The organism is Bifidobacterium cebidarum, assembly GCF_009193305.1.
Taxonomy (GTDB): Bacteria; Actinomycetota; Actinomycetes; order Actinomycetales; family Bifidobacteriaceae; genus Bifidobacterium; species Bifidobacterium cebidarum.
In genome coordinates, this window is sequence record NZ_WBVS01000001.1 from 371,703 (window position 1) to 397,564 (window position 25,862).

Genomic DNA, 25,862 nt, shown 5'->3' on the forward strand with positions numbered 1-25,862 from the left:
CTCAAGAGGCTGACGATCACTTGCGTTGTCCCTTTGCGCTAGGACACATGGTAGCGCGATTATTAGCACTCTGCCAACTCGAGTGCTAACGCTGTGAGAGAAAATCAGTTGCCGCGACGGGCGAGGATGGAGTCCAAGCCCACGCTCAGGGAATCGGACGTAGCAGCCGGAGCCTCCACTTCGGCATGTTCCTCACGCTCGCGGAACGATTCCTGGGACTCCTGAACAGCGCCGCTCGCAGCCTTATCGTCGGCAGTCGAGCCCTGTGCTCCAGCATCAACGACTTCAGACTCAACCTCGGCGGACTTGTCGCCGGCCACGGCCTGGGCGTCATCAGCGGCCTTCACCGCACGGGCCTCATCGATCAGCCGCTCGGCGACTTCAGGCGCTACCGGCTCAGCCTTGGACACCTGACGGGTGGACTTGATCTCCAAGCTCTCAGGGGCGTTGCCTTCGTTGCGGGGCTCGCCCAGCGAGAAGGAGATGAGGTCCTGGGAGGTGGCCATATCGAACACGTCCAGAGCGCGTGCAGGCTTGACCGAAGACAGTTCGGAAGTGGCATCAGCAGCTTCAGTTTCATCATCGCGTTCATCGCGAACCGTCAGGGAAGGCTGCACCTTGGCCGGCTCGACCTGCTGGCTCACACCGGCCACATCAGACGCATCTTCACCGGCTACAGCCTTCTTCTGGGCCGCAGCCTCACGCGCCGCTTTGGCCTTGGCCTGCTCAATTTCAGCCGCGCGCAGAGCACGGCGAATCTGGCGGCTCTCCATCACCTCAGTGGAGGCCTCGGCAGCGGCCTCAGTCGTTGATTCAGCGGCATCAGCCGCGTCCTGTGCTGCCACCTGTACGTTCTTTTCAGCAGTTGTATCGGTAACTGCGGCGGCCTTCTGCTGACGCTTGGCCAGCTGTGCGGCACGTTTACGCGCACGCTCATAGCGCTGCACCCTGTGCTCCCACTCGCGAGCATGGCGTGCTGCATTGGCCCCCAAGGCCAGAACCACAACGGTCAGTGCAAACGGAATCAAAGCGAAGAGCGGGCTGAAGCGCAAAGTAAACGCCAGCACCAGCACCAGCACCGTCACGGCAAGCAGCGAACCGACCAGAATCTGACGACGCCGAATGGACTGCTTGCGCAGCTCACGCACATGTGCAATATGCGCCGGTGTCAGCTTCGCTGACGTTGTAGATGCTGGCATTGCTGCCCCTTTCGCCTCACGCGGCTTGACATCGCCGAATCGCCTGCCATCCTCCGCTTCCACTATGCGCAGTGACGGCGAGTAACGATCCTGTCGGTGTTCGGCTGCACGCTTCATGCCGTTGGCCGTGCGTGCAGGCAGCCATACAGCAATAACAATCACCGCAATCACCAGCACAATAATGGTGCTTAGTGACTCGTAACCCATAGAGTCAAGAATAGGAGACGTGCCGACGAACTGGGTTGTTACTCGCCGGGCGTGTCGGATGATGAACCCGGCTGAAGCAGACGCGTGGTGAATCCCTCTCCGGCGTTTTCGGCCAACAGTGAGAACGTCACGTGGTCCCGCCATTGCCCGTTGACATACATATATCGCTCGCGCAACCCCTCATGATGCGCGCCGACCTTGCGAACCACGGCCAGCGAGCGCGCATTGTCAGGCAGAATCGCGATTTCCAAACGATGCAATGCCGGGCCGAATGGATCGGCCAGAGCCCAATCGGCAAGCATGGCGAGGGCCATCGGAGCGAAGCCGCGCCCGGCGTAAAGCTGATCGACCCAGTATCCCACCACTCCCGTGCGCATTGCGCCATACGATATGGCGCCCAACGAAATCTGGCCGACGATGCGCATCTGGTATTCGATGGCGAACAGTGCCCCTGTGCCATGCTGCTCATTGCGACGCTGGCGTTGGATCCATTGGTTGAAGGTGATGGCTCCGCCGTGCATCGGATCCCCGGATTCCCAGGGAGCCAGCCATGCATTGTTGCGCCAACGCACTTCGTTCCACGCCTCTTCATCATCCATGGTGAGCGGGCGCAGCGCAATTGGACAACCAGGATGGGTCAGGCGAGGCATGCGAATCTGATTGTCCGGCCTGAGCGCCTCTTTAATGGACTGGAATACTGACACGGCCCTTATTGTAGCCGTGCTACGTTGAACGGTATGAGTGGTGTAGGGATTACGGACAAAGCGAATGGTCAGGCCGCCGATAAAACCGAACTGCGACATCAGGCTTTGGCCAAACGCAAGTTCACCACTGCCGAGGAGCGATTGGACGCCGGACGCACGCTGGTGCGCGTGTTGAAGGACTCCCCCGAATTCGTCACGGCAATAGGGGCGCTGAAATCAGGCGTCACAGTGGCTGCCTATGTGTCCATGGGCTCGGAGATCGAAACCCGACCGCTGCTCGGCTGGCTGCTGGAACGCGGATGTGAGGTACTTGTACCGAAGCTGGGATCCGGGTTGGACCTCGGCTGGAGCATGCTTCATTCGTTGGACGATCTGCATGTGGTGGACGGCCATGGCCATCTGCGCCCTGATGAGCCCGAAGGCGATACGCTGCCTCCACAGGCGCTGATTCAGGCCAGTGCGGTATTCGCGCCGGCGCTCGGCGTGGACCCGCGTGGCTACCGTCTGGGTCGCGGCGCCGGATGGTATGACCGTGCACTGGCCAATCGCAACCCGGACTGCCCACTGATTGCCATCTGCTGGCCGTGGGAAGTCATGGAGCGTAGCCTGCCCGCCGAACCGCATGATGTGCCCGCCGACGCGGTGCTTACGCCAAAGGGGTTCCGCTTGCTGGACCGTAATGCAAACCATGATATTCCCCGCAGCAAAGTGTCAGGGCAATGACTAGGATATGAACGGTTGCTTGGCATGGCGTTAGGCCATGCGAATTTGCGTTTATTTGTGTGGAGGAATCCGTTGCCTACTTATCATTACCGCTGCAAGAACTGCGGCTACGATTTCACTGAACAGCAGTCGTTCTCCGACGATCCGATTACCGTGTGCCCGAAGTGCGCCCAGGAGCAGGTGCGCAAGGTCTACTCCGCCGTGCCGATCGAGTTTAAGGGCCACGGCTTCTACCGTACGGACAAGTCGTCCAAGTAACGCATGATGCGGTGTCATGCCGTGACATGTGGATAACTCGGCAAGCTCGAACCACATAGGTCGGTTGGGCTTGCGCAGGTGCAAGCGTTCAGGTCACCATGGATTCATGGTGACCTTTTCTATGCCCTCAATGCGCAGGCTCCTGCCCTCCGGCTCACTGAAGCAGCGCAGAATGCTGCATATGCTGCGACGTATTGCCGCAGCGGCATGCGCGGGACTGGCCGTGCTGTTCGCCCTCGGGACGGTGACCGCGTATATCGCCACCGTGCCAGTGGTGGTCGCCATACGGCATATCTCTCGCGGAAGCACGGTGAACCCAACGGATGTAGCTGTTCGGCATTTCCCGCCATCGGTCGTAAGCGATTCGATGATCGGCGCGGTTGATGATGCGGCAGGACGCATAGCATCTATCGACATCACGAATGGCGATCCGATACTCACGCATATGACACGTGCCGCACCCATGGTGCCAGCGGGCTCCACGGTAATGGATGTGCAGCTGACCAGTTCGATTGATGAACTCGTGGTCGGAGACACGGTGCAGCTGGTATCGGCATTCGGCTGTGGGACAGATGCGGATCGCACAATCACGAACGAAATCAAGGGCGATAGCTGCATACTTGCCGATGATGCACTGGTGATGGGCATCAGCACGACTGCCGACTCGTCTTATGCAGACGGTCGACAGTTGGTGTCGTTCGCCATGGCGCCGGATGCCGCCGCACGAGTGATGCAGCTGCAAGAAGCGGGCGCCATTGTAGCCGTGATGCAGTGAGAGGAGCGTTCACCGCTTTTCATTGAACACAGCCCAGTGAGGCGGCAGCTCGCCGAGGATGCGCTTGTCATCATCAGCTTGGCGCTGCTGAGCGGTTTGCATATCGCCTGGCTCAAGTTTGACGCCGTCGGCATCAAACCGCTCAGTGCCTTTCATCACCACGCGCTTGTGCTTGCGAGGCGTGCGGCGAGTTGCCGAATACTCAGCCATCGTTATTCCACCTCGCGGTAGATTTCGCTGATGCGCGCCACGATGCGGTCGACTTCCTTATCCGGATTCACGAACGCGGCCACGCTCCATACGGTCATCACGTTCCAGCCGAGGGACATCAGATCCTGACTGCCCAAGCGATGGCGGCGACGCGTCGACTGGATGGACATGAAGTTCGCATCATCGGTTTCCACCGCCAACGCGAACGGCTTGTCCTTCAGACCCACGACCAGCGGAATCTTGATGCCCTTGTCGAAACCGTAATCCACCGCGGCGTCGAGACCGCGAGCACGCAGACGATCGGCGATATCGTTGAAAAGCACATTGTCTCCATCGGCGTTACGCACCGGCAGCACCGGACGGCCATCCAACTGATCGACCCAGCTCAGCACGGTCTTCAGGAACCTTGGACCGGTCTGGTGGAGGCGTTCATCATCCATATCCTCCGGACCAAAGGCAGCGACGATGTCGAGGTTGCGATCGGCAAGCGCCAACGCATCCAGCAGCATGCCGCGACCGCCTTCGTTTTCCAGCACGCCGAACTGCTGCAGCAATCGACCGTGCACGGTTTTCGCGTAGCTCATGGAGATAATCACATCCGTGGCCTGCGTCCCTGCCACATCGCGCAACGGAACCAGACGCACATGGCGCAGGAATCGACCCATCGGCTTGTTCTTGGATGCCAGCGACTTCAATTCGGCACCCAGACGGGTGCGGAACACGTCAGTCAGCACCACCACGGCCAGAATGTAGCGTGACGGTACCACGGTGAAGCTGGCGGCGCGCTCGGTGATGATGCGCACCACCTCGTCGATTTCCTGCTGGCTGGATTCCACCAAGCCGGAGGACATCACCGGCACGCCATTGGCCTCCACACGGTGGAACCTCACCGTGCCGGTGGCTGGCTCGGTCGCCACATCGTAGTCGACGGCCCCGTATCCTTCGGATTCGAGGAATGCCGCCAGACGAGGAGCGCGGCAGGATGGCTGGGCAGCCACCTCAACGTGCGGCAGCATGCCGATTAGCTCCTTGACGGATTCGCTGGTCACGGTGGCGCAATGCGCGATCACCACGACCTGGCGTACGCGGCTGAGAATCGAGAGCAGTTCGATGGAAGGAATATGCGCGCAGGAGTCAAGAATGGCCACGTCGGCGAGCACGCCCGGTTCAGTGAGCGCGGCAAGCGTGCCAGGCGCGGCCACCATAATCGGTTTGGCGGCGGCAAGGATCTCCGGATGATCGCGACGAATACGGCTCAAGGTCACGTTGGTGCGGCCGGCAAGCACGGTATGCAGCTGGTTGGCTTCCTGAGTGCGGGAGAAGAGCATGTCGCACAGCCTGCGCATCGATTCCTGAGCCACCATCGGGCCTACGGAACGCACATGCTCCACATCGACCTGGATAAAACGATCGGAGGCGGTCTGCAGCGCCGAACCATCCTGATTGGAGATGATCGCCGAGGAACGCACGATGTCGTCGAACACCGTGGTCCACCACGCCAATTGCAATTCGCCGCGCACCTGATCGACGCCGACATGGCGGATGGTCAGGTCATTGACCAGTTCGGTCAGGCCAACGGCAGCCAGCTCCTGCTCCAAACGGCAACGCTCAGGCAGCGTATCCAAAGCCTTGCGATCATCGAGCAATGCCTTGAGACGCGTCTCAACCGTGTTGAAATCAGCGGTCTCTATATTGCCGCCCGTCGGTGTGGTGGCCAGCACCGTATCAAGCGACGTCATGTTGCCCAGCAAGCCATCAAGCGTGGTGATGATGTCATCCAGCTTGGTGGGCAGCACCGGCCATCCGCCGTGCGGCACGAACTGGCGCCACTGTTCGCCTTGTTTGGCGACCACCTTAAGGGCCTCATGCAGGTCCTCCACCTGCGCGCCGACGCGCAGCAGCGACTTGGCCTCCTTGATATGGCGGCGGCGCTCCCAGAAGCCCATCGAAGTGCCCTCGGCCTTGCGCTGCGCCTTGGGCATGGTGGCCTCAATCATCGAATCGATGTCTCGTTCGAAAATCTCAGGCTGGAACACATCCAGCACACGCCTCAGGTTCTTCAGCACCGTGACCTGGCGCTCCCACTCGCGAGTGGTGGCAGGAACCGGGAAACCACAGGTCTGCACTGTGCGCGTCACCTGTTCGCGGGTGGCGGGCAGATATCGGCGCAGAAGGTCGTCCACGCGCTGGTAGACATCGATGGCCTGATCTTCGGTGGTGAGGTTCGCCTTATACCAAGCGGTGTCTTCCGGTCCGATGGTGAATTCGCCAAGCTCGCCGGCACGTTCCAGCTTGCCGATCCAGGATTCCATATCCGAGCCGACAGCGAGCGCGCTCTGTTCGCGCAGCCTGACATGCGTGGCCGGATGAGTGGGCAGCACGGAGATGCGAGCAAGGTTCTGGATCGTCTCGTACGCAGAGACATTCCACTTGTCGCTCACACCGTGCAGATCGCCCAGGTAACGGGTCAGACGGGAGCGGACTCCCACAAGTTCATCGGCAAGCTGGTCGAATCGTTGGGTGGCGACGCCCTGCTGGAAGCCGACGGCGGCGATTAGTTGCTTATCGATGGCGGCGTTGCCCTGCTCATCAGACACATCCAGCAGCTGGGCCTTCAGCTCATTGGCGGAAGCCGCCTGCATGAAGCGACGCTTCTGTTCGGTCACACCCGGCACATACAGCACGGAACGGCCGCTCATAATGCAGCGCGACGCGATGGCTACGGCCTGTTCGGCGGCACCCTTGGGGAAAGAGCCGTCAACCACGATGCTATGGCCGGCAGCGGCCAGCGATGCGGCATAACGCACGGTATTGTCCACATCGCCGACTTCGAACTCGGAATGCGGATCGGAGTCGAACGGGCTGTATTGCGGCGGGTTCGTATCCTTGAGCGAGGCACGTGCGTTCTCATCACCGGCAAGGGCGTCAAGCAGCACGTTGCCGGTGGCGCCGTTCTCCAACTGGTCGATGAACTGTTGGCTTTCGGCCACAATCAGCGATGAGGGATCCATGAAGCAGCCGACTACGATATGGCGTTCGATGGAGAAGTCGGCAATATAGTCGCTGGCCTCTGCGGTAATGCGGGAGAACATGGCCGAGGTTTCCGGGGTGCCACTGTCGTAACTGGAACCGTCGAACAGGGAGTCTTCATCCAGATACACACGCTGTTCGCGCAGCACATTGACGAATGCGCTATTGAGCGTCACACGTCCGGCGAACTGGATGGTCGGCGCCGAGCCTTCCTTGGGCACGAAAACGGTCACCGGGTACAGCAGCACCGGCAGAGCATTGCCCTTCCACGTGGCCACGCCGACAGCCATCGACAGCTCGGCCACACCGGAAATCCGGCGCTTGGCGGTCTGGTCATCGAGCACGCGGGTGAGATGACGCTCGGCCGCCTTCAACATGCCGGTATCGCGGAACAGCGAATCCAGGCGCACATGGCCGGATGCGAACAGCTGGGCGATGCCGGAGGGGTGGGCATGGGTCATATCCAGTTTGGCGACCAACTGGTTCACGTCCTCCAGTGGCGAGGGCGCCAGCATGGCACGATACTTGTCCCGCCAGCCGCGAATACGGTTCAATCCAATCACCGCCTCGGCAGCAGGATTGGCCGGAGCGCTCACAGTGGCAGGCGCCCCGCCGTTGGCGATAACGTCGGTAGATACGGTATCGGTCTTCGAATCCTGTTGGTTCTGCGTTTGAGTCATCTCCCGGCTCACTTTCCAACCGCTTCGCGGTATTCCTGGTAGCCCTTGTTGTGGGCCAGAGCTTCGTCGATATCAGCTTCGCCGCGAGCGGCAAGCCATGCATACATGTCGTCGTACAGGTAGGGGTTCATGGCGAGGAAGGCCAAGAGCTCCGGATGACGCGCAATCTCGAACTGCAGGGAGAAATCCTGCGTGGTTTTCGCATCGTTGGAATTCAATCCATCGACCTCCACAACCGGTTCCTGAGCCTTCAGCTCACCCTTGGCCACACGGTCGAATACCGATCCGGGTTCAAAAGCCGGCTTGTACCCGCCATTTTCATCCATGTCCGTATCATTCATCACAACCGCAGCGGTTGCGGTTGCGTTCGAGGCCGCGGAAGCCGACTCATCCGAAGCGCCGACGGTCCCGTCCGCACTCTCGTGAGCCGTGTCCCCTATCGGTTCAAAGACCAAAGCCGGGTTGGTGTTCTGTGAATCAGGCTGTTCGGCTTCACCCTGCTGTGCCGTTGATACTTCCGCCTGATCTGCCGCAGTCTGTGCAGTCCGTACGCCATCATCCACTGATTCAGACACATGCGGCTCCACTGCCGCATCAACAGTCTGAGATTGTTCGGACTGCCGCTCTGCGGACTCCTCAACGGCATCGGCCGCTCCAGCAGCGGCGGGCAATTGCGACGGCTCCTGGGCATCAGACGTCTCCTCCGGCACTGCAGGAGTCTCAGGTTCCACATGCTTAGGCTCGGTTGGTTCAGTGGGTGCTGTTGCCGGCTCAGCCTGAGCTGGGTCGGCAAGGATCGTGACATGCGGCTGCACATGAGCCGGGTGCGCAATGGCATCGACCGGCACCAGCCCGGAAATACGGATACCCGGCCGCAGCGCAGGCTTCGGTTCCGGTTCCACCGGGTCGGGCAAGGCTACCGCAGCCATGGCTTCCTTGGCCTTGCGCTGCTCTTCCTCCTCCTGCTGCTTCGCTTCGGCGTCCGCGAACAGGTCACGCGGCAAATCCGGCTCTTCGGGCTTCTGGTTCAGCTGCACGATGTTGAGGCTGCCGATTTCGAGCTCATCAACCTTGTGCTTCACACTGTCCGCACTGAATATCGCGGTGGGCTCGCCCGCGCGTAAATCAAGAATGTCGTCGACGGACATGTCAGCGGCGTCCGGCTCCTGAGGAGCATCCGAGGCGGCGTACCCGAACAGATCCGGAACCGGCTGCTGCTCACTCAATGATGGCTCGTCAATGCGGATGAAGTCTGCGGGAACATCGCCGAACTGCATGCGCATGGGCGAGGATGGCAGCAGAAAATCGGCGTTCGGCGGCAATCGCAGCAAATCACCGTTGTCTCGCACCACATATGATCCATTCGTGGAGCCAAGATCGCGTACGCTGGCCGAACCGTTCTCGTTCACCGTGAACAAGACGTGGCGCTTCGACATCGATTTGGTCTGATCGGTCACATCGAGACGCTGGGCACCATCAGCGGCAAGCGGGCGCAATGGTTTACGACCTATCTCCAAGCTATTGCCAGGTTTGACGCTGACTTGATCAACCCCATTGATCCGCACCGTCCACTCGCTCACCGTGACCGCCTTCCTAAACGCACTACAGACCACATTACGTGCAATTGTGTCATCTTGTGCTGATTTTTCATGGATTAATCAGCGAAGAATCGCCAAGTCTACCTGATTATGGTGCAAATGCGGAAAACCCCGCAACCTGACTGCTCAGGTGCGGGGTTTCTCAAGCTATCGAAAGCTCGTGATTCGCGGCTTATGCCGCACAAATCACTTGAGCTCGACGGTGGCGCCAGCCTCTTCCAGCTGGGACTTGGCCTTCTCGGCGTCTTCCTTCTTGGCCTTCTCGAGGATGGTCTTCGGAGCGCCGTCAACCATGGCCTTGGCGTCAGCCAGGCCAGCGTTGGTGATGGCCTTGACAGCCTTGATGACCTGGATCTTCTTGTCGCCGACAGCGGTCAGGACGACGTCGAACTCGGTCTTCTCTTCTTCCTCAGCGCCAGCGCCAGCAGCCGGAGCGGCAGCAACAGCAGCGACCGGGGCAGCAGCCTCGACGTCGAACTTCTCTTCGAAGGCCTTGACGAACTCGGAGAGCTCGACGAGGGTCATTTCACCAAAGGCTTCCAGGAGCTCTTCGTTGGTGTACTTAGCCATGATGGCTTCCTTTCATTCTGGCGGCGATCCACACGACTCGGTGGACGCACCGTCTCAATGTTTTGTTTGTTTTCCGAATGAGTCACGCGGCAAGCCGCATGAAAATCAAGCTGCCTTTTCCTGCTTCTCGCGCAGAGCGTCGATCGTACGCACGGCCTTGGTCGGCAGAGCGACGAACAGGTAAGCGGCCTTGGCAGTGGTAGCCTTGAGGTCGCCAGCGAACTTGGACAGAAGCTGCGGACGAGACATCATGTCTGCCAGCTTCTTTGCACCCTCGCCGTCGTAGACGGTGCCATCGGCATAGCCGCCCGAGATGACAAGAGCCTTGTTGGTCTTGGCAAAATCACGCAGGACCTTCGCAGCCTCAATGAAGTCGCCCTTCACGAAGGTGATGGCGGTCGGGCCCTTGAGCAGGTCGTCAAGACCCTCAATGCCCGCTTCCTTGGCGGCGATGCGTGCCAGCGTGTTCTTAGCCACAGTGTAGGAAGTATCGCGGCCTAGCTTTTCGCGCAGTTCGGAAACCTGCGGAACGGTAAGCCCGCGGTACTCGGTCAGGTAGACAGCATCGGCGTTACGGAACTGCTCCGTAAGCTGTGCGACCACCGCTTCCTTTTCGGGCCTCTTCATGGCGTTCCTTCCTAAATCGGCCGTTGACTTGAAATCGGAACGCTCGGCTGGGCAATAAAAAAGCCCTGCACGCAGGCAGAGCAACATAATCTCGTGAAGTGACTTGCACGAGCCCTTTACGGGCTTATATCTCTCAACCTGCGTTGGCTTGGCGAACCAAACTTCGGAAGCGCACTCACGCGCACTTCAACCAACGGTCTGTGGTTTACGGTCTGATAATTTACGTGCGGACAGCGACAACGCGACACTTCGGCGTGTCGCAATGATGCCATTATCCCGCTGCTGAGCCCCTTCTCGGACAACGTACGCTGACGGCCTGTCGGCGTACGTTGTCCGAGAATCATCACAACGTTGCGGCGTACTGTGCCACCGAGGCGGTGACTTCCTTCAGATAATCCAACGAGCGGCGCCAATGACCAGGCACTTCAATCGAATGGTTGGCATCAGGGTACTCATGCACGTGCGGGGTCAGCGCATTGGCGCGGATCCTGTCATAGAACGGGTCGGCGGTGCCGGCGCAAATCAGCGGAGCAGGGCCAGCGTAGCGAGAACCGCGGGCATGGGAATCGCCGGCATGCTCCGAACGAATCACCTGTGCCGCCTCATCGACGCTCGGCGCTTCATCCTCCCCCACAATGTCATCGCCGACGGCAGGCACCGGAATCACACGAGCGGATGGATCAAAATCAGCGTGGTGCAGCACCGGAGTCAACAGCACGAACGGCAACCCATAGTGGGAGGCAACGTGCGGATAAGTCATCGTGGTCAGCGATTTGCCGATGAGCAACAGCCGTTCGGTCTTCGCCGATGCAACCCAGCCGTCAATGGCGTTGTTCAGCACCGGAATCACCGTAGACAAATCATCGGAAGCATTGCGCACATTCATGCGGTCGATGCGCCAGCCGTTCTCGGCCAAGGCCTGCGCCGACCAATACAGCAGCGGGCGGTCGCAGTTGTATCCGGTGCCGGGCATCAGCAGCACGCGACCATGCTCCTGACCTGGCTTCACCGTGTTCTTGCGCCATGATGTGATGCTGACTTCCACCGGTGTCTTCACCATCTTTCCCTCATTCCTCTACCTATGGCTTATGTACTTGCACAATCCACTTCGCAACTGCCTTCAGTGTAATGCGCGCCCCCACTGGGCCATCCCGCGAAATTCACGATATATGCACCGGTTATAATCAGCGATGGTTCTGATTGGGTGGGCGCGCCATACGCACGCGGCCAGGCCGATCAGGGCGAGTCGCAATTCTCGCCGGGGCAACCGGAGCGCATCCGCTCGCGTGCAGGCCCCGCACAACCCAAGGAAGTAGAGAGTAATGGAGAAGTTCTTCCATTTGAAGGAGAACAACACGACGGTTTCGACCGAAATCCTGGCCGGCCTGACTACGTTCTTCGCAATGGCGTACATCATCGTCGTCAATCCGCAGATCCTGTCCCAGACCGGTATGCCGTGGGGCGGCGTGTTCCTGGCCACCATCATCGCGGCCATCATCGGCACCCTGGTCATGGGCCTGTTCGCCAATGTGCCGTATGCCCAGGCAGCCGGCATGGGCCTCAACGCATTCTTCACCTACACGGTGTGCTTCGGCCTGGGCTTCACTTGGCAGCAGACCATGTGCATGGTGTTCCTGTGTGGTTTGATCAACATCATCATCACCGTCACCAAGATCCGCAAGATGATCATCATGGCCATCCCCGAGGTGCTGCAGCAGGCCATCGGCGGCGGTATCGGTCTGTTCGTGGCCTACGTGGGCATGCTGAACGTGGGTCTCATCAAGTTCACCCCCGGAGACCCGAAGGCTGCCGCCAAGGGTGGCGCCGTGGCCGCTACTCCAGGCCTCGCCACCTTCAACGACAAGGTGCTGTGGGTCTTCCTCATCGGCCTCGTGCTGTCCATCGTGTTCACCGTGATGAAGGTCAAGGGCGGCCTGCTGCTGGCCATCGCCATCACCACGGTAATCGGCATCCCGTTCGGCGTGACCAACTTCGGCTCTTCGATGTCCATCTCCGAGACCTTCTCCCAGCTGCCGCAGACCTTCGGCGCCATCTTCTCCGCCGATGGCTTCCCGGCCCTGTTCTCCGACCCGACCAAGCTGCCGCTGGTCATCGTGACCATCTTCGCCTTCTCGATGTCCGATACGTTCGACACCCTCGGCACCTTCATCGGCACCGGTCGCCGCACCGGCATCTTCTCCGCCGCCGACGAAGAGGCTCTGGAGAACGGCCACGGCTTCTCCTCCAAGATGGATAAGGCCCTGTTCGCCGACTCCATCGCCACCTCCATCGGCGCTATCTGCGGTACCTCCAACACCACGACCTACGTGGAATCCTCCGCTGGTATCGCCGCGGGCGGCCGCACTGGTCTGACCTCCGTGGTCGTGGCCGTCTGCTTCGCCCTGTCCGCCTTCCTGGCTCCGGTGGTTTCCGCCGTACCGTCCGCCGCCACCGCAGGTGTGCTGGTGATCGTGGGCTGCCTGATGGCCGCATCCCTCAAGGAAATCGATTGGGCCAACATCGATGACGCGATTCCGGCGTTCTTCGCCGCCGTGTTCATGGCCTTCTCCTACTCCATCTCTTACGGCATCGCCGGCGGCTTCATCATGTACTGCATCGTGAAGACCTGCAAGGGCAAGGCCAAGGAAGTGCACCCGATCCTGTGGATCGTCTCCGCGCTGTTCATCCTGGACTTCGTCTGCATGGCGATTCTGTGAATTACTAAATAGATTCACAGCGAAAAGGCTGGACTCCTCATCGAGTCCAGCCTTTTTGTATTCAATTTGTATTCGATGGTGCATCGCGCCCAGCAAAGATTATTCATACATGCCTTCGCGCCTGCCACAACAATTGATTTCGGCCAGTTTAAAAATAATGTGCCAACACTGTTCAGCATGCAGCAACCATGTTATGCCGTTTTTCTTGCCACAATAGTCATGAATTAGGCTAAATAAATCGATTGCGGCAAGAATAATTGTCACGACTGACGTAAAACCTCGAAGCCAGTAAGTCGTACCACTGCATATTGCCACAACAACGTCATCGAACGATTGACTACAGGTCGTGCCAAACCGTTGAAACTTTATACCCGACAAACCCTCAAAGAGCAATTGTTCCGTGAATATGGGAAGGTCCCGTATGGAAAGCAACCATACGGGACCTTCTCATCAGTGGAAATGCCACGCACAGCAAACACTGGCGCAACAGTAAGGCGAAACCAGTCGATCAGCCCAGCAAGAATAGGCCGCCTGACGGCGGGCTCAACCCACCATCGTTCGGCTATTGCCTCACTCAGGCCGATCCTACAGGCAGTCCACTGGACTGCCTGCTTCACGGATCAGCCGAAGCGGCCGGAGATGTAACGCTCGGCTTCTTCGTTCTGCGGGTTGTTGAACATCGTGGTGGTGTCAGCGAAGTACTCGAGGTGACCAGGCTGGCCGACGGCCTTCAGGTTGAAGAAGGCGGTGTAGTCAGCGATACGAGCAGCCTGCTGCATGTTGTGGGTCACGATCACGATGGTGTAATCGTCCTTGAGCTCGTTGATCAGATCCTCAACGGCCAGGGTGGAGATCGGGTCAAGGGCGGAGCACGGCTCATCCATCAGTACGACCTGCGGGTGCACAGCCACAGCGCGGGCGATGCACAGACGCTGCTGCTGGCCACCGGAAAGGCCGATGCCCGGGTTGTCCAGACGATCCTTGACTTCGTTCCACAGGTTGGCGCCGCGCAGGGCCCACTCAACCAGGTCATCGGCGTCGGACTTGCTGATGTGCTTGTTGTTCAGGCGCACACCGGCGAGCACGTTCTCGCGGATGGACATGGTCGGGAACGGGTTCGGGCGCTGGAAGACCATGCCGACGTCACGACGGACGGAGACAGGATCCACGTCCTTGTCGTAGAGGTTCTTGCCCTCGAGCAGCACCTCGCCCTCGACGTGAGCGCCGGGGATGAGCTCGTGCATACGGTCGAGCGTGCGCAGCACGGTGGACTTACCGCAGCCAGAAGGGCCGATGAAGGCGGTGACCTTGTTGGCCTCGATGTTGATGTTCACATCTTCCACGGCAAGGAAGTCACCGTAGTAGATGTTCTCGTGGTTGACGTCAATACGTTGTCCCATGATGATTCCTTATTTTCCTTGTTTCCGAACGGTTTAGCGCTCGGTCTTGACGGCGAAGATCTTGGCCACCAGACGACCGATGAGGTTGAGCACCAGCACCACGACGATCAGCACGAGAGCAGCGGCCCAAGCGCGTTCCATCGGGATGGTGGGCACGCAAGCTGCGGTGGCGTTGGCCGGGCAGTTGGCGGAGAGCTTGGAGTACTCCTGGTAGACATACACTGGCAGCGTGGTCATCTGTCCTGCGAACAGGTTGACGTTGGTGCTGGCGATGTAGCCTGCGGTCATCAGCAACGGTGCGGTCTCACCAATCACACGGGCGATGGCGAGGATGCAGCCGGAAACGATGCCCGGCAGTGCGGTGCGCAGCACGATCTTGGCGATGGTGCGCTGCTTGGTGACGCCCAGTGCCAGAGAGGCTTCGCGCAGATCGTTCGGCACGATCTTGAGCATCTCTTCGCAGGACTTGACCACGGTAGGCAGCATCAGCAGGGACAATGCCACGGAGCCTTCGATGCCGTTGATGGTTCCAGGTCCGAACACGATGGTGAACATCGAGAACGCGAACAAACCAGCAACGATGGAAGGAATACCACTCATCACGTCGACCAGCAGGGAGACGGTCATGGCGAGCTTGCCACCGTGAGCGTACTCAACGAGGTACACGGCGCACATGATGCCGATCGGGATGGAGATCAGCATGGCGCCGCCGGTGATCTCCAACGTGCCGATGATGGCGTGGAGCACACCGCCGTAACCGCCGGAAGGAGTCGGGTTGCCGCCGACCACACCGGTCATGTTGTAAGTCAGGAAGTTCAGGTTCAGACGCTTGATGCCGTTGACGATGGTGGTCCACAGCACGGAGACCAGCGGGATGCAGGCGATCACGAAGGCCAAAGCGATGAGGCCGGCCATGAACTTGTCCATGACATTACGGCGCTGCTCGGAGGAGCGGGAGGGGCGGAACTTGTCGAAGTCGATGACGGGAGCGCCGTCCAAGTTCTTCTTCTTGGTTTCTTCAGCCATCAGGCACCCGCTTTCTCGGTGATCTTACGAGCCACGAAGTTCACGATGAAGGTGATGAGGAACAGGATCAAACCGGTTCCGATCAGCACGGACACACCAAGATCGTTGGCTTCAGGGTACTGGGCGGCAATGTTGGATGCGATTGCGTTGCTCTGGGAAGCCTGCAGAATCTTGATGGAGTAGCCGGTGACGCTCGGGGAAAGAATCATCAACACGGCCATCGTCTCACCGAGTGCACGGCCCAGGGCCAGCATGGATGCGGAGACGATGCCGGAGCGGCCGAACGGAATAACGGCGAGCTTGATCATTTCCCACTTGGTGGCGCCCAAGCCGTAGGCGGCCTCCTGCTGAAGGGTAGGGGTCTGCAGGAAGATATCACGCGACATGGAGGTGATGATCGGCAGCACCATGACGGCGAGCACCACGGCCACGGTGGCGACCGTACGCTGCGGGTTGGCGGCCGGGCCTGCGAACAGCGGGATGAAGCCGAGGTGGTTGGCCACCCAGTTCCAGAACGGGTAGATGGCAGGCACCAGGATCAGACCGCCCCACAGACCGTAGATAACGGAAGGAATGGCGGCGAGCAAATCGATGACGTAGCTCAGGCCGGTGGCGACCTTCTTCGGCGCGTAGTGGGAGATGAACAGTGCGATGCCGATGGACACGAAGAATGCGATGATCAGGGCCAAGATGGAGATGAGCACAGTGCCGAACAGCAACGGCAGCACATAGCCCCAGAAGCTGGAGACCTTGCCACCGGTGAAGCTGGAGATCACATCGCTGTTGGCCTTCTGATCGCCGCCGATAAGCGGCCAGGCGCGGAAGAAGAGGAAGAGGAACACGGCGGCAAGCACTACAAGGATCAAAATGCCGCAGGCGTATGCCACACCACGGAACACCTTGTCGGCGGTTTTGCCGCCCGATGGTGCGAGAGCCGTTTTGTCTTGCGAACTCACGGGTTCTCCTTAACGAAGATATTGGTAAGGATGTAAGGATCAGTGGTCAAAAAGCCTGCAAAACCGTATGCCCCTTGACCCACTTTGAGCCGCAGCCGTATTGCTTACGACTGCGGCTCAAAGTTCAGACCGAAATGGTCTTATTCAGTTGTATTTCAGTTATCGGAACCAGCCAGTGATTCATGCGGTTTCTTGGAACCGTCTGCTCACTTGGTCTTGATAGCCTCGATGGACTTGGAGATCTGGGAGGTCAGGCTGGACGGCAGCGGAGCGGAGCCGGCGGCATCCTGAGCGGCCTTCTGGCCCTCGTCGGAGGTCACGTAGGTCAGCCAAGCCTTGGCGAACTCAGCCTGCTTGGTGTCCTTGTATGCCGGGCAGACGATGTCGTAGGAGACCAAGACGATCGGGTAAGCGCCCTTGGCTTCGGTGGCGTGGTTGATCTTGACGACCACACGGTTCTCACCCTTGGCGGTGTCGTCGAGCTTGGAGTCCTCGATGACCTTGGAGCCAGCCTCAGCGGAAATCTCGTTGTAGGAGTCGCCGACCTTGATGGCAGCGGTACCGAGGTCGCCGACCTGGGAGAAGTCAGCGTAGCCGATGGTGCCATCGGCCTGCTTGACGGTGGAGATCACGCCGGAAGTGCCCTTGGCACCCTGGCCAACCTCGTTCGGCCAGTTCTCGGAAAGATCGTAAGTCCAAGCGTCAGGAGCCTGATCCTTGAAGTAGGAGACGAAGTTCTGGGTGGTGCCGGACTTATCGGAACGGTGTACCACGGTGATCGGGGTGCTCGGCAGCTTCAGGTCCTTATTCTGGTCCTGGATGGCCGGATCGTTCCAGGTGGTGATCTTGCCGTCGAAGATCTTGGCGGCGGTGGCGGCATCAAGGTTGATGTGCTTGCCGGCGTCGGAAACGCCCTTCAGGTTGAAGACGATGGCAATCGGGGAAATGTAGACCGGCACGTCGAAGGCCTGGCCGGAAGCGCAGACGGCCTTGGACTTGGCGATGTTGTCATCGGAGAGAGCCTTATCGGAGCCAGCCCAAGCGGTAGCACCGGTCAGGAAGGTGGTCACACCAGCGCCGGAACCAGTCGGGTTGTAAGCGATCTTGGCATCAGGGTTGGTGCCCTGGAAGCCAGCGATCCAAGCCTCGACAGCGGCCTGCTGGGAGGTAGCGCCAGCGCCCTGGAAGTCGCCGGAGATCGGAGCGGCCTTGGCGGTCTGGTCGGAAGAAGAGCTGTTGCTAGTGGAAGCAGTGTTATCGCCGCAGGCAGCGACGGTGGCGAGCATCGCGATGCCGGACAGAGCGGCAAGGGAGCGAACGAAAATGTTCTTCTGCATAATTGTTTCTTATTCCCTCTATCAATAAATCTCGGACGATGTGCACGATGTGCGCAAGGCCCGGTCATTTCGTGACAACTACAAGCCTATTTGCGTTGGAGGGAGCGCTATACCGAAATCAGTAAACAGAAGATGAACACTTGCTGATATATGAAACTACGTAAATACTACGTAGTTTACAAGCGTATGAGATTGGCGAACGCCGCGTGCCCAAGACATTCGCGAACCTGTCTGCGCAATGAAAAAGCGGCCGCTTCCGACCGCTTTCCCATGTTTGAGAAGGAGCAACATCTCCTTGAATCTACTCAGCGGACCTTACTGCTCCGCCGGGGTGTCGATCTTATACCCCAGGCCGCGCACGGTGGTCAGATATTTGGGGTGAGCAGGGTCCTCTTCGATCTTGGAACGCACGCGCTTGACATGCACGTCCAGGGTCTTCGTATCCCCCACGTAGTCCGAGCCCCAGATGCGGTCGATGAGTTGGTGACGGGTCATCACGCGGCCCTTGTTCTGCATCAGGTATTCCAGAAGCTCGAATTCCTTCAGCGGGAAGAACACGGTTTCGCCACGCACGGTGACCTGATGCTGGCCGACCTGCATCGAGATATCGCCGCACACCAGTGGGATATCGTCATCCACGGAGCCTGCGGCCTGGGCGGTGACCTGATTGCGGCGCAGCACGGCGCGAATGCGGGCCAGCAGTTCGCGGAAGGAATACGGTTTGGTCACATAATCATCGGCGCCGATTTCCAGACCGACCACCTTATCGATCTCCGCGCTTTTGGCGGTCAGCATGATAATCGGCACACGGCTCTGCTCACGAATGCGGCGGCACAATGCGGTGCCGTCGATGCCCGGCAACATCAGATCGAGCAGCACCAGGTCGATGCCGCCCTTGGTGAACAGCTCCAAGCCTTCCTCGCCGGTGGCAGCAGCAGACACGTCGTACCCCTCGCGTGTAAGTTGGTAGACCAGTGGTTCGCGATAGGATTCCTCGTCTTCGACGATAAGAATGCGTGTCATAGTGGCCTTTCTCGGGTAGGTGCCCGTTCGCGTAAGCGCAAAATTCTCAGATACCATCGTAACCATTCCCTCTTCGTTCGCCTGCCGTTTGCCTAAAGTACGTAATTTTCTGCTACACGCTACACCGTATCAGCGTAATGAACTGCACTGTTGTGCGCTTGCAGCAGTTTCCCCGCAGCGATTATCGGCCATCGCGCTTATCTTCCTTGGCCGCCGGCTGTTCATCCTTCTGCGGAGCCGCCGGCAGCTCGATGGTGAACGTCGAGCCTTCACCCTGCCTGGACCATACCGAAATGCGACCGCCGTTCTCTTGCACGCAATGTTTGGTGATGGCCAGGCCCAGGCCGGAACCGCCCGTCTGACGCGAACGTGCGGGATCGACGCGGTAGAAGCGTTCGAACACACGGTCCAGGGATTCCTCCGGAATCCCGATGCCTTGATCGACCACACGAATGGTGACCTTGCCATCGCGGACGGCCACATCAACCGCGACCGTGGTGTGTTCGGGCGAGTAGTGGATGGCGTTCTCCACAAGATTCTTCACAGCCGTCTGCATGGCATCGGCGTCGGCGAGGATGGTGAGGTTCTTGCCGGCTTCGACGTCCTCGTCGGTCGCATCCGTGGAATCAAGCGGCACGGCACGCCCGTTGGCGTTCAAACGGATGTCCACATGATGGGCTTCGGCCTGCACCTGGTTATCCGAAATCGCCGCACGGGCCACGGCCAGCGCGGAAATACGCTTCGCGTCGCTCATGCCTTGCGAACTTTGCGCACGCTGCAGATCAATCAGATGATGCACCAGTTCCGTCAGGCGCGCGGATTCCTTGGAAATACGGCCGGAGAAGTAGCGCACGGCATCCGGATCGTCGGCGGCGTCGGTCACGGTTTCGGCAAGCAGGGAGATCGCGCCGGCAGGCGTCTTCAACTCATGCGACACGTTGGTCACGAAATCGCGACGCACCGCTTCGAAACGACGCTGCTCGGACATATCGCTGATGAAAATCGCATACAGATCATCGCCGACGTCTCCGATGCGCACACGCAGGTATCTGGTGTTCGAGGGGCGCAACTGGCCTGCTTCGATGCCCTTGCCCGTGAGCGAGGGGAACGGGCCGCGATCCAATGGCAGCTGCACCTCGCGCTCGCGTACGCCGCCATCGGATGCCGCTTGGGTCAGAATATCCTCGACCTCACGCGAATTGATGCGCTTGCCGGAAACCAGACCGAACGGCACGGATCCAGGAGAGGCATAGTGCACAAGACCGTTGCGATCGGTGACGATCAACGCTTCCGGCAGCACTTCGATCAATCGACGTTCCGTGGGCCGCACGGGCACGTCATCGCCGAATAGCGACTTCGCATCCTTGTCGGAGGAGAAGGCCTCCTCCGCAGCGGCACGGCCCGAAGCCCGGCCCTTGCCGTATGCGATGACGATGGCCCATGCCAAGACCAGTGCCAGAAGCACCACAATCACTATGAACTGCCAGATACTCATGGTTTCAAGAGTAAAACGCACCTGGCGTAGCATTCACGCCAAACTACGTAAGTTCGCCTATTGTTCATTTCCCCATATGCCATCAAAAAAGGCGCCACCCCTTGGGGATGGCGCCTTGACATCGGCTGTGTCAGCCAATCAGATCAAGCGATCACAGCTCGTAATCCTTATCCTTGCTCTCCTTGATCAGGAAGAGGGCAAGCAGGGCGACGGCGGCCATGATGGCCATGTACCAGCCCACACCGGCAACACCGAACTTGGAGGTGACCAGAGCCTGGGCGATGGTCGGGGCGAAAGCGCCACCGAAGATGGCGGCCAGGTTGTAGCTCAAGCCAGCGCCGGAGTAACGCACATGCACCGGGAAGAGCTCAGGCAGGTAAGCGCCGCACGGTCCGAAGAGGCTGCCCATGAACACGAAGCCGACGCACAGGAAGATCATGATGTGGGCCGCGGAGTGCACGAGCAGCAGCGGGGTGAAGAAGCTGAAGACCAGCGTGCAGAAGGTTGCCGCGATCAGCACCTTCTTGCGGCCGATCTTATCGGCGTAGACGCAGGAGATGATGATGAAGATGGCGAAGAACACCACGGAGGTCATCTGCATGAGCAGGTACTCACCCTGAGTGAACTTCAGACCCTTGACGCCGTAAGCGAGGGACCAAGTGCCGAGGATGTAGAACAGGGTGTAGGTGATGCCCATGGCCACGGTGCCGAGAAGGACTTCCTTCCAGTACGGCAGCAGGTCGGTGAGCGGGTGCTTGGAGGTACGCTTCTCATCGGAGGCCTTCTGGAACACCGGGGTCTCGGACATGCGAGCACGCACGTACAGGCCGATGGCCACGAGCACTGCGGAGCACAGGAACGGGATACGCCAGCCGAAGGCCACCATCTGCTCCTGGCTCAGGTTGGATTCAAGCAGCAGGTTCAGGCCGTAGGCGCAGAAGAAGCCAATCGGGGCGCCGAGGTTCGGGAAAGAACCATAGAGGGCGCGCTTATCAGCTGGAGCGTTCTCGGTGGCCACCAGTGCGGCGCCGGACCATTCGCCGGCGAGGCCCACACCCTGGCATGCACGGCAGATGCACAGAATCACCACGGACCAGGCTCCGATCTGGTCGTAGCCCGGCAGGCAGCCGACCAGGAAGGTGGCGATACCCATGGTCATCAGGGCGATCACCAGCGTCTTCTTGCGGCCCATCTTGTCGCCGAAGTGGCCGAACAGCATGGAACCGAACGGACGGGCGAGGAAGGAGACGGCGAAGGTGACGAACGCCATCAGCGTGGCCAGCGCCTGATTGGACTTGGCGACTTCGGTGAAGAACACCATGCCGAAGTAGCTGGCGGCCGCAATGGAGTAACAGTAGTTGTCGTAGAATTCGATGGCCGTACCGACCATGGAAGCGGCGATGATCTCAGGAACCGAATCCTTCTTCACCGGTTTGTTCACGGCCGCAGTAGCAGTTGCAGACATAATCCCTCTCTTCATCATGCTGCGCATATATCATCCGAATGCAGCATGGCCTCGCAATCGATGTATTGCTTGGCTCAAAGTATTGAGCACAACGACAGGCAAGTGGGAGAAGAGCTATTACGGCTTGTGGCCACAGCAACGCTCCCCACACATCGCTGTGCCTGATGCATGAGTATGGCCCACATGGCGGCGAGTGAGGCGAGAGAGTTCACATAGTGAAATCGGCGAGACGGCCATCAATCCGAAAAGGGGAGGTCCACTTCCTCGTGAACCTCCCATCAGTCAACCGCACCGCCGGCTTCCGCCACATGGGAAGCCGACAAATCCCAAGGCCCTACAGGCGCTTGACGATGTCCACGGCAAGGCGCGCTGCGGTATCGGCGTATTCGGAAATATCGAATTCCTTGAACACCTCATAATCGGTATCCGCGTTATCGGACAGCGCGCGAATCACCAATGCCGGCACTTCGTTGCGGGCCGCGACCTGAGCCACGGCGGCACCTTCCATCTCCACCGCATCGGCGCCGGTCAGACGAATGACCTCCTCGACCTTTTCGGGGGTGTCCACAAAGTAGTTGCCGGAGGCGATGATGCCGGTGATATGCGTGATGTCTGCATTGCTCAGCGCCTGATCGGCCACTTCGAGCAGCTTGGGATCGGAGAAGAACTCCGTGACCGGCTTATCCTCGGTTCCAGGCTTCCACTGACCCACCAGACGCATGTCGGTATCGAGGTAGCGCAGCGTGCCGCCGAGCACCACATCGTTGATGTGCAGGTGCTTGTTGAGGTTGCCGGCGATGCCGCTGAAGATCACGGCATCCGGATTGAATTCGTCGATCAGCAGCTGGGCGGTGGCCGCGGCGTTGACCAAGCCCATGCCGCCGACGGTGGCAGCGACCTTGATCACATCGGATCCAAAGGAATCCACCGTACCCACGGCGATATCAAGGCTGCCCTTGTTCACATGAGTGACGTGAGTCAACGACTTGGCAATCAACGCCACTTCCTCATGCAATGCACCAATGATTGCAACGGTTTTCATGCCCATATCGAAATCCTTCCCTGAGTTCCATTACTTCCAACGGCGTGCGGCCACGGCTTCGGCAAGTTCATGCAACAACGCCTCGGTATCCGGCCAGCTGATGCACTTATCGGTAATGGACTTGCCATACACCAGCTGATCCAACGGCGCGGCCTTCTGATTGCCGCCCTCGATGAAGCTTTCCATCATGATGCCGGTGATGCCGCGCTCCCCCGCCGCGATACGGCGAGCGATATCGCGCACCACTTCGGCCTGACGATGCTCGTCCTTGCCGGAGTTGCCATGCGAGCAGTCCACAATCAGACCGTGGGACGCCGCGGAATCAGCCGGCATCTCATCGCGAATGGTCGCCATGGCTTTTGCCACGGATTCGGCGTCATAGTTCGGGCCGTGAATCGAACCGCGTAGCACCACATGGCAATCTGGATTGCCCAGTGTCTCCACTGCACATGCGCGGCCCATATGATCGATGCCGAAGAACGTGTGCTGCTGGGCGGCCGCGAAACATCCATTGACCGCGGCTTTAACCGAGCCATCCGTAGCGTTCTTGAAACCGACCGGCATCGACAGACCACTGGCCAGCTGACGATGCACCTGGCTTTCAGTGTTGCGCGCGCCGATGGCGCCCCAACTCACCGCATCGGCGATGAACTGTGGGCTTGTGGGCTCGAGGAATTCCGTGGCGGCGGCCAAGCCTTCGCCAAGCACACCCAGCAACGTCTTCCTAGCAAGCAGCAGACCCTTCTTGATATGGTGGCTGCCGTCGATATCCGGGTCGTTGATGAGGCCCTTCCAGCCCACAGTGGTACGTGGCTTCTCGAAGTACACGCGCATCACAATGAGCAGCTCGCGCTCGGTTTCCTTCATCACCTTGGCCAATCGGTGCGCATAGTCGAGCGCGGCCTTGGGATCATGCACCGAACACGGGCCCACGATGACCAGGAGTCGGTCATCCTGCCCATAGAGGCATGCGCGAATCTCATCGCGCGAATAGGCGACGATTTCCTGAGCCTGAGGAGTCAGAGGCAGTTCCGCAAGCACCTGGGCTGGCGTAGGCAGTGGCTCGAGCTCCAATACTCGACGATTGATGATGCGGCTGACGCCGACCTGATCCTCCCAGCGCGGCACATCCGTGGCGATCAATGGATTCTTGCCTTCGCCCATGGCCTGGCGAATAGCGCGAAGCTCTTCAGGCGTGTTCAATGGCTGCGGCCCGACCTCAAATGGGTTCGCGGCCGAGGCTGCGCCTTGCTGCTGCTGCATGTCTTGTACTCCTTGTGACTTATCCACACCAAGGATACCTAACCATAGCGGCAATAGTGCTGGCCGTTAAATGCGGCAGCATTATTATCAGCAACTACACGCACACCAGTGATATCGACACCGACATCCAACGCTGACGCTGACGCCCAAGACCATCAACATCAACTACCACCAACGCCAAAGCCGCGCTTAATCCTGTAAAGACCCATGATGGATGCCGATGCTCAAAAAGCAAGCGTCACCCAGCAATGTGCATATTGTGACGCAGTAAACAATGCTGTGGATAACTTTGGGTCATCCACAGCAACAACACAAATTACAGTGCGCGACGGGCGGTGACGGCGTCGGCCAGCGTGTGCAGCAGCTCGTTGGTGCGATCCCACGGCACGCAGGCATCGGTGACGGATTGGCCGTAGACCAACTGGTCGAGCGGAGCGGGCTTCTGATGGCCGCCCACGAGGAAGCTTTCCATCATCACGCCAGTGATGCCCTGCTCACCTTGGGCCAGACGAGCGGCAATCTCCTCGATGACTTCGGCCTCACGAACCTCATTCTTGCCGCAGTTGCCGTGTGCGGCATCGATGACCAAACCGTATTGGCTTGGTCCGGAAGCCTTGGAAGCCTTCAGCGCCTCCAAAGCATTCCGCACGGATTCGGCGTCGTAGTTCGGGCCGGAGCTGGAGCCACGCAGCACCAGATGGCAATCAGGATTGCCCTTGGTCTCGGCGGAAATGACGCGACCATCCAGATTGATGGACAGGAAATGATGTTCGAAACCTGCGGTATAGCAGGAGTCGGCGGCGGCTTTGATGGATCCGTCGGTGGAGTTCTTGAAGCCGACCGGCATCGACAGGCCGCTGGCCAGCTCGCGATGAACCTGACTCTCAGTGTTGCGAGCACCGATGGCACCCCAGCTGATGGCATCGCAGATGTACTGCGGGGTGATGGGGTCGAGCCATTCAGTGGCGGCGGGCAGGCCAAGGCTCAACACGTCGGTGAGCACCTTGCGGGCCAGCCACATGCCTTTGCGAATATTGAAACGGCCGTCCAGATCAGGATCGTTGATCAAACCCTTCCAGCCGATGGTGGTGCGAGGCTTCTCGAAGTAGACGCGCATCACGATGACAAGGCGGTCTTCCAGCTCGCGCTTGACCGCAGCCAATTTCTCAGCGTATTCGTGAGCGGCCTTGGGATCATGAATGGAGCACGGCCCCACGATGACGAGCAGACGGTCGTCGCGACCATTGAGCACATCACGGATCTCCTGACGGGAATGCAACACAAGATTGCTCATCTCATCAGTGAGTGGCTGTTCCTTCAGGAACGCGCGAGGTGCAGGAATCGGGTCGAGCTGACGAATATTGACATCAACCGTCTCAGGAAAGACGGCCTGCTCCCCCAAACGACGTTCGTCCTCGGAACTATCCGGACCACGAAGTGCTGCCATGCCGACTCTCCTCTCTCTTCTCCGATTGCGTAAGCATGCGAAGACGTAAGTCTACCTGCGGGCGGGTAGATATGGAAGCGCCCGGCCGTTTCGTGGACGGCCGGGCGCGT

Annotated in this window: 22 protein-coding genes; 4 read left to right on the forward strand and 18 right to left on the reverse strand. The window is 59.4% G+C overall.

From position 1 onward, the window contains the following. Positions 1-104: 104 nt before the first annotated feature. Positions 105-1,406, reverse strand: a complete 1,302-nt coding sequence (locus F7D08_RS01620; protein WP_152208971.1) for a magnesium transporter — start codon at positions 1,404-1,406, stop codon at positions 105-107. A gap of 38 nt (positions 1,407-1,444) precedes the next feature. Further along, positions 1,445-2,110 carry a GNAT family N-acetyltransferase gene (locus tag F7D08_RS01625; RefSeq protein WP_226803231.1) on the reverse strand — a complete coding sequence of 222 codons (666 nt, stop codon included), beginning with the start codon at positions 2,108-2,110 and terminating at the stop codon, positions 1,445-1,447. 33 nt (positions 2,111-2,143) lie between these two features. Between F7D08_RS01625 and F7D08_RS01630 the strand changes: the two genes are divergently transcribed. From F7D08_RS01630 to F7D08_RS01640, 3 genes are all read left to right on the forward strand, one after another. After that, complete coding sequence (locus tag F7D08_RS01630; protein ID WP_152208973.1) at positions 2,144-2,833, forward strand: 5-formyltetrahydrofolate cyclo-ligase; 690 nt, start codon at positions 2,144-2,146, stop codon at positions 2,831-2,833. A gap of 72 nt (positions 2,834-2,905) precedes the next feature. After that, positions 2,906-3,091: an FmdB family zinc ribbon protein gene (locus F7D08_RS01635; protein ID WP_152208974.1), complete on the forward strand. Its 186-nt coding sequence runs from the start codon at positions 2,906-2,908 to the stop codon at positions 3,089-3,091. A 181-nt stretch (positions 3,092-3,272) separates the two neighbouring features. Continuing rightward, the gene (locus F7D08_RS01640; protein WP_226803233.1) at positions 3,273-3,866 is read left to right on the forward strand and encodes a flagella basal body P-ring formation protein FlgA; all 594 of its coding nucleotides are present in this window, start codon (positions 3,273-3,275) and stop codon (positions 3,864-3,866) included. A 9-nt stretch (positions 3,867-3,875) separates the two neighbouring features. On the opposite strand, the gene F7D08_RS01645 is transcribed toward F7D08_RS01640, so the two are convergent. The 6 genes from F7D08_RS01645 to F7D08_RS01675 form a co-directional block, all read right to left on the reverse strand. After that, the gene (locus F7D08_RS01645) at positions 3,876-4,076 is read right to left on the reverse strand and encodes a hypothetical protein (protein ID WP_152208976.1); all 201 of its coding nucleotides are present in this window, start codon (positions 4,074-4,076) and stop codon (positions 3,876-3,878) included. A gap of 2 nt (positions 4,077-4,078) precedes the next feature. After that, the gene (locus F7D08_RS01650) at positions 4,079-7,786 is read right to left on the reverse strand and encodes a helicase (RefSeq protein WP_193316135.1); all 3,708 of its coding nucleotides are present in this window, start codon (positions 7,784-7,786) and stop codon (positions 4,079-4,081) included. Positions 7,787-7,794: 8 nt separating this feature from the next. After that, positions 7,795-9,366: an FHA domain-containing protein gene (locus F7D08_RS01655; RefSeq protein WP_152208977.1), complete on the reverse strand. Its 1,572-nt coding sequence runs from the start codon at positions 9,364-9,366 to the stop codon at positions 7,795-7,797. Between the two features lie 204 nt (positions 9,367-9,570). After that, complete coding sequence (gene rplL, locus F7D08_RS01660; protein WP_100493428.1) at positions 9,571-9,954, reverse strand: 50S ribosomal protein L7/L12; 384 nt, start codon at positions 9,952-9,954, stop codon at positions 9,571-9,573. A 105-nt stretch (positions 9,955-10,059) separates the two neighbouring features. Next, entirely contained in the window at positions 10,060-10,581 is a 522-nt protein-coding gene (gene rplJ, locus F7D08_RS01665) for a 50S ribosomal protein L10 (protein ID WP_033890556.1), read from the reverse strand. 343 nt (positions 10,582-10,924) lie between these two features. Continuing rightward, positions 10,925-11,638 carry a hypothetical protein gene (locus F7D08_RS01675; RefSeq protein ID WP_152209095.1) on the reverse strand — a complete coding sequence of 238 codons (714 nt, stop codon included), beginning with the start codon at positions 11,636-11,638 and terminating at the stop codon, positions 10,925-10,927. A gap of 265 nt (positions 11,639-11,903) precedes the next feature. Between F7D08_RS01675 and F7D08_RS01680 the strand changes: the two genes are divergently transcribed. After that, positions 11,904-13,298: an NCS2 family permease gene (locus tag F7D08_RS01680; protein WP_152208978.1), complete on the forward strand. Its 1,395-nt coding sequence runs from the start codon at positions 11,904-11,906 to the stop codon at positions 13,296-13,298. Between the two features lie 620 nt (positions 13,299-13,918). Here the strand turns inward: F7D08_RS01680 and pstB are convergent. From pstB to F7D08_RS01730, 10 genes are all read right to left on the reverse strand, one after another. Beyond that, complete coding sequence (pstB, locus tag F7D08_RS01685; protein WP_100493425.1) at positions 13,919-14,698, reverse strand: phosphate ABC transporter ATP-binding protein PstB; 780 nt, start codon at positions 14,696-14,698, stop codon at positions 13,919-13,921. A 33-nt stretch (positions 14,699-14,731) separates the two neighbouring features. Next, complete coding sequence (pstA, locus tag F7D08_RS01690; RefSeq protein WP_193316136.1) at positions 14,732-15,724, reverse strand: phosphate ABC transporter permease PstA; 993 nt, start codon at positions 15,722-15,724, stop codon at positions 14,732-14,734. Further along, positions 15,724-16,680 (reverse strand): phosphate ABC transporter permease subunit PstC, encoded by a 957-nt coding sequence (gene pstC, locus F7D08_RS01695; protein WP_152208979.1) that lies wholly within the window; start codon positions 16,678-16,680, stop codon positions 15,724-15,726. Before pstC ends, pstA begins: the two co-directional genes overlap by 1 nt. A 206-nt stretch (positions 16,681-16,886) precedes the next feature. Continuing rightward, on the reverse strand, positions 16,887-18,017 hold the full coding sequence (pstS, locus tag F7D08_RS01700) for a phosphate ABC transporter substrate-binding protein PstS (protein ID WP_152208980.1): 1,131 nt from the start codon (positions 18,015-18,017) through the stop codon (positions 16,887-16,889). Between the two features lie 315 nt (positions 18,018-18,332). Next, positions 18,333-19,040 carry a response regulator transcription factor gene (locus F7D08_RS01705; protein WP_165773699.1) on the reverse strand — a complete coding sequence of 236 codons (708 nt, stop codon included), beginning with the start codon at positions 19,038-19,040 and terminating at the stop codon, positions 18,333-18,335. Between the two features lie 181 nt (positions 19,041-19,221). Next, positions 19,222-20,535, reverse strand: coding sequence for an ATP-binding protein (locus F7D08_RS01710; protein ID WP_152208981.1), 1,314 nt, complete (start codon positions 20,533-20,535; stop codon positions 19,222-19,224). A gap of 151 nt (positions 20,536-20,686) precedes the next feature. After that, complete coding sequence (locus F7D08_RS01715) at positions 20,687-22,000, reverse strand: MFS transporter (RefSeq protein ID WP_152208982.1); 1,314 nt, start codon at positions 21,998-22,000, stop codon at positions 20,687-20,689. A gap of 334 nt (positions 22,001-22,334) precedes the next feature. Next, on the reverse strand, positions 22,335-23,048 hold the full coding sequence (gene mtnN / locus F7D08_RS01720; RefSeq protein ID WP_152208983.1) for a 5'-methylthioadenosine/S-adenosylhomocysteine nucleosidase: 714 nt from the start codon (positions 23,046-23,048) through the stop codon (positions 22,335-22,337). 24 nt (positions 23,049-23,072) lie between these two features. Next, positions 23,073-24,305 (reverse strand): 3-deoxy-7-phosphoheptulonate synthase, encoded by a 1,233-nt coding sequence (locus tag F7D08_RS01725; protein WP_152208984.1) that lies wholly within the window; start codon positions 24,303-24,305, stop codon positions 23,073-23,075. A 316-nt stretch (positions 24,306-24,621) separates the two neighbouring features. After that, entirely contained in the window at positions 24,622-25,752 is a 1,131-nt protein-coding gene (locus tag F7D08_RS01730) for a 3-deoxy-7-phosphoheptulonate synthase (protein ID WP_152208985.1), read from the reverse strand. Between the last annotated feature and the right edge of the window lie 110 nt (positions 25,753-25,862).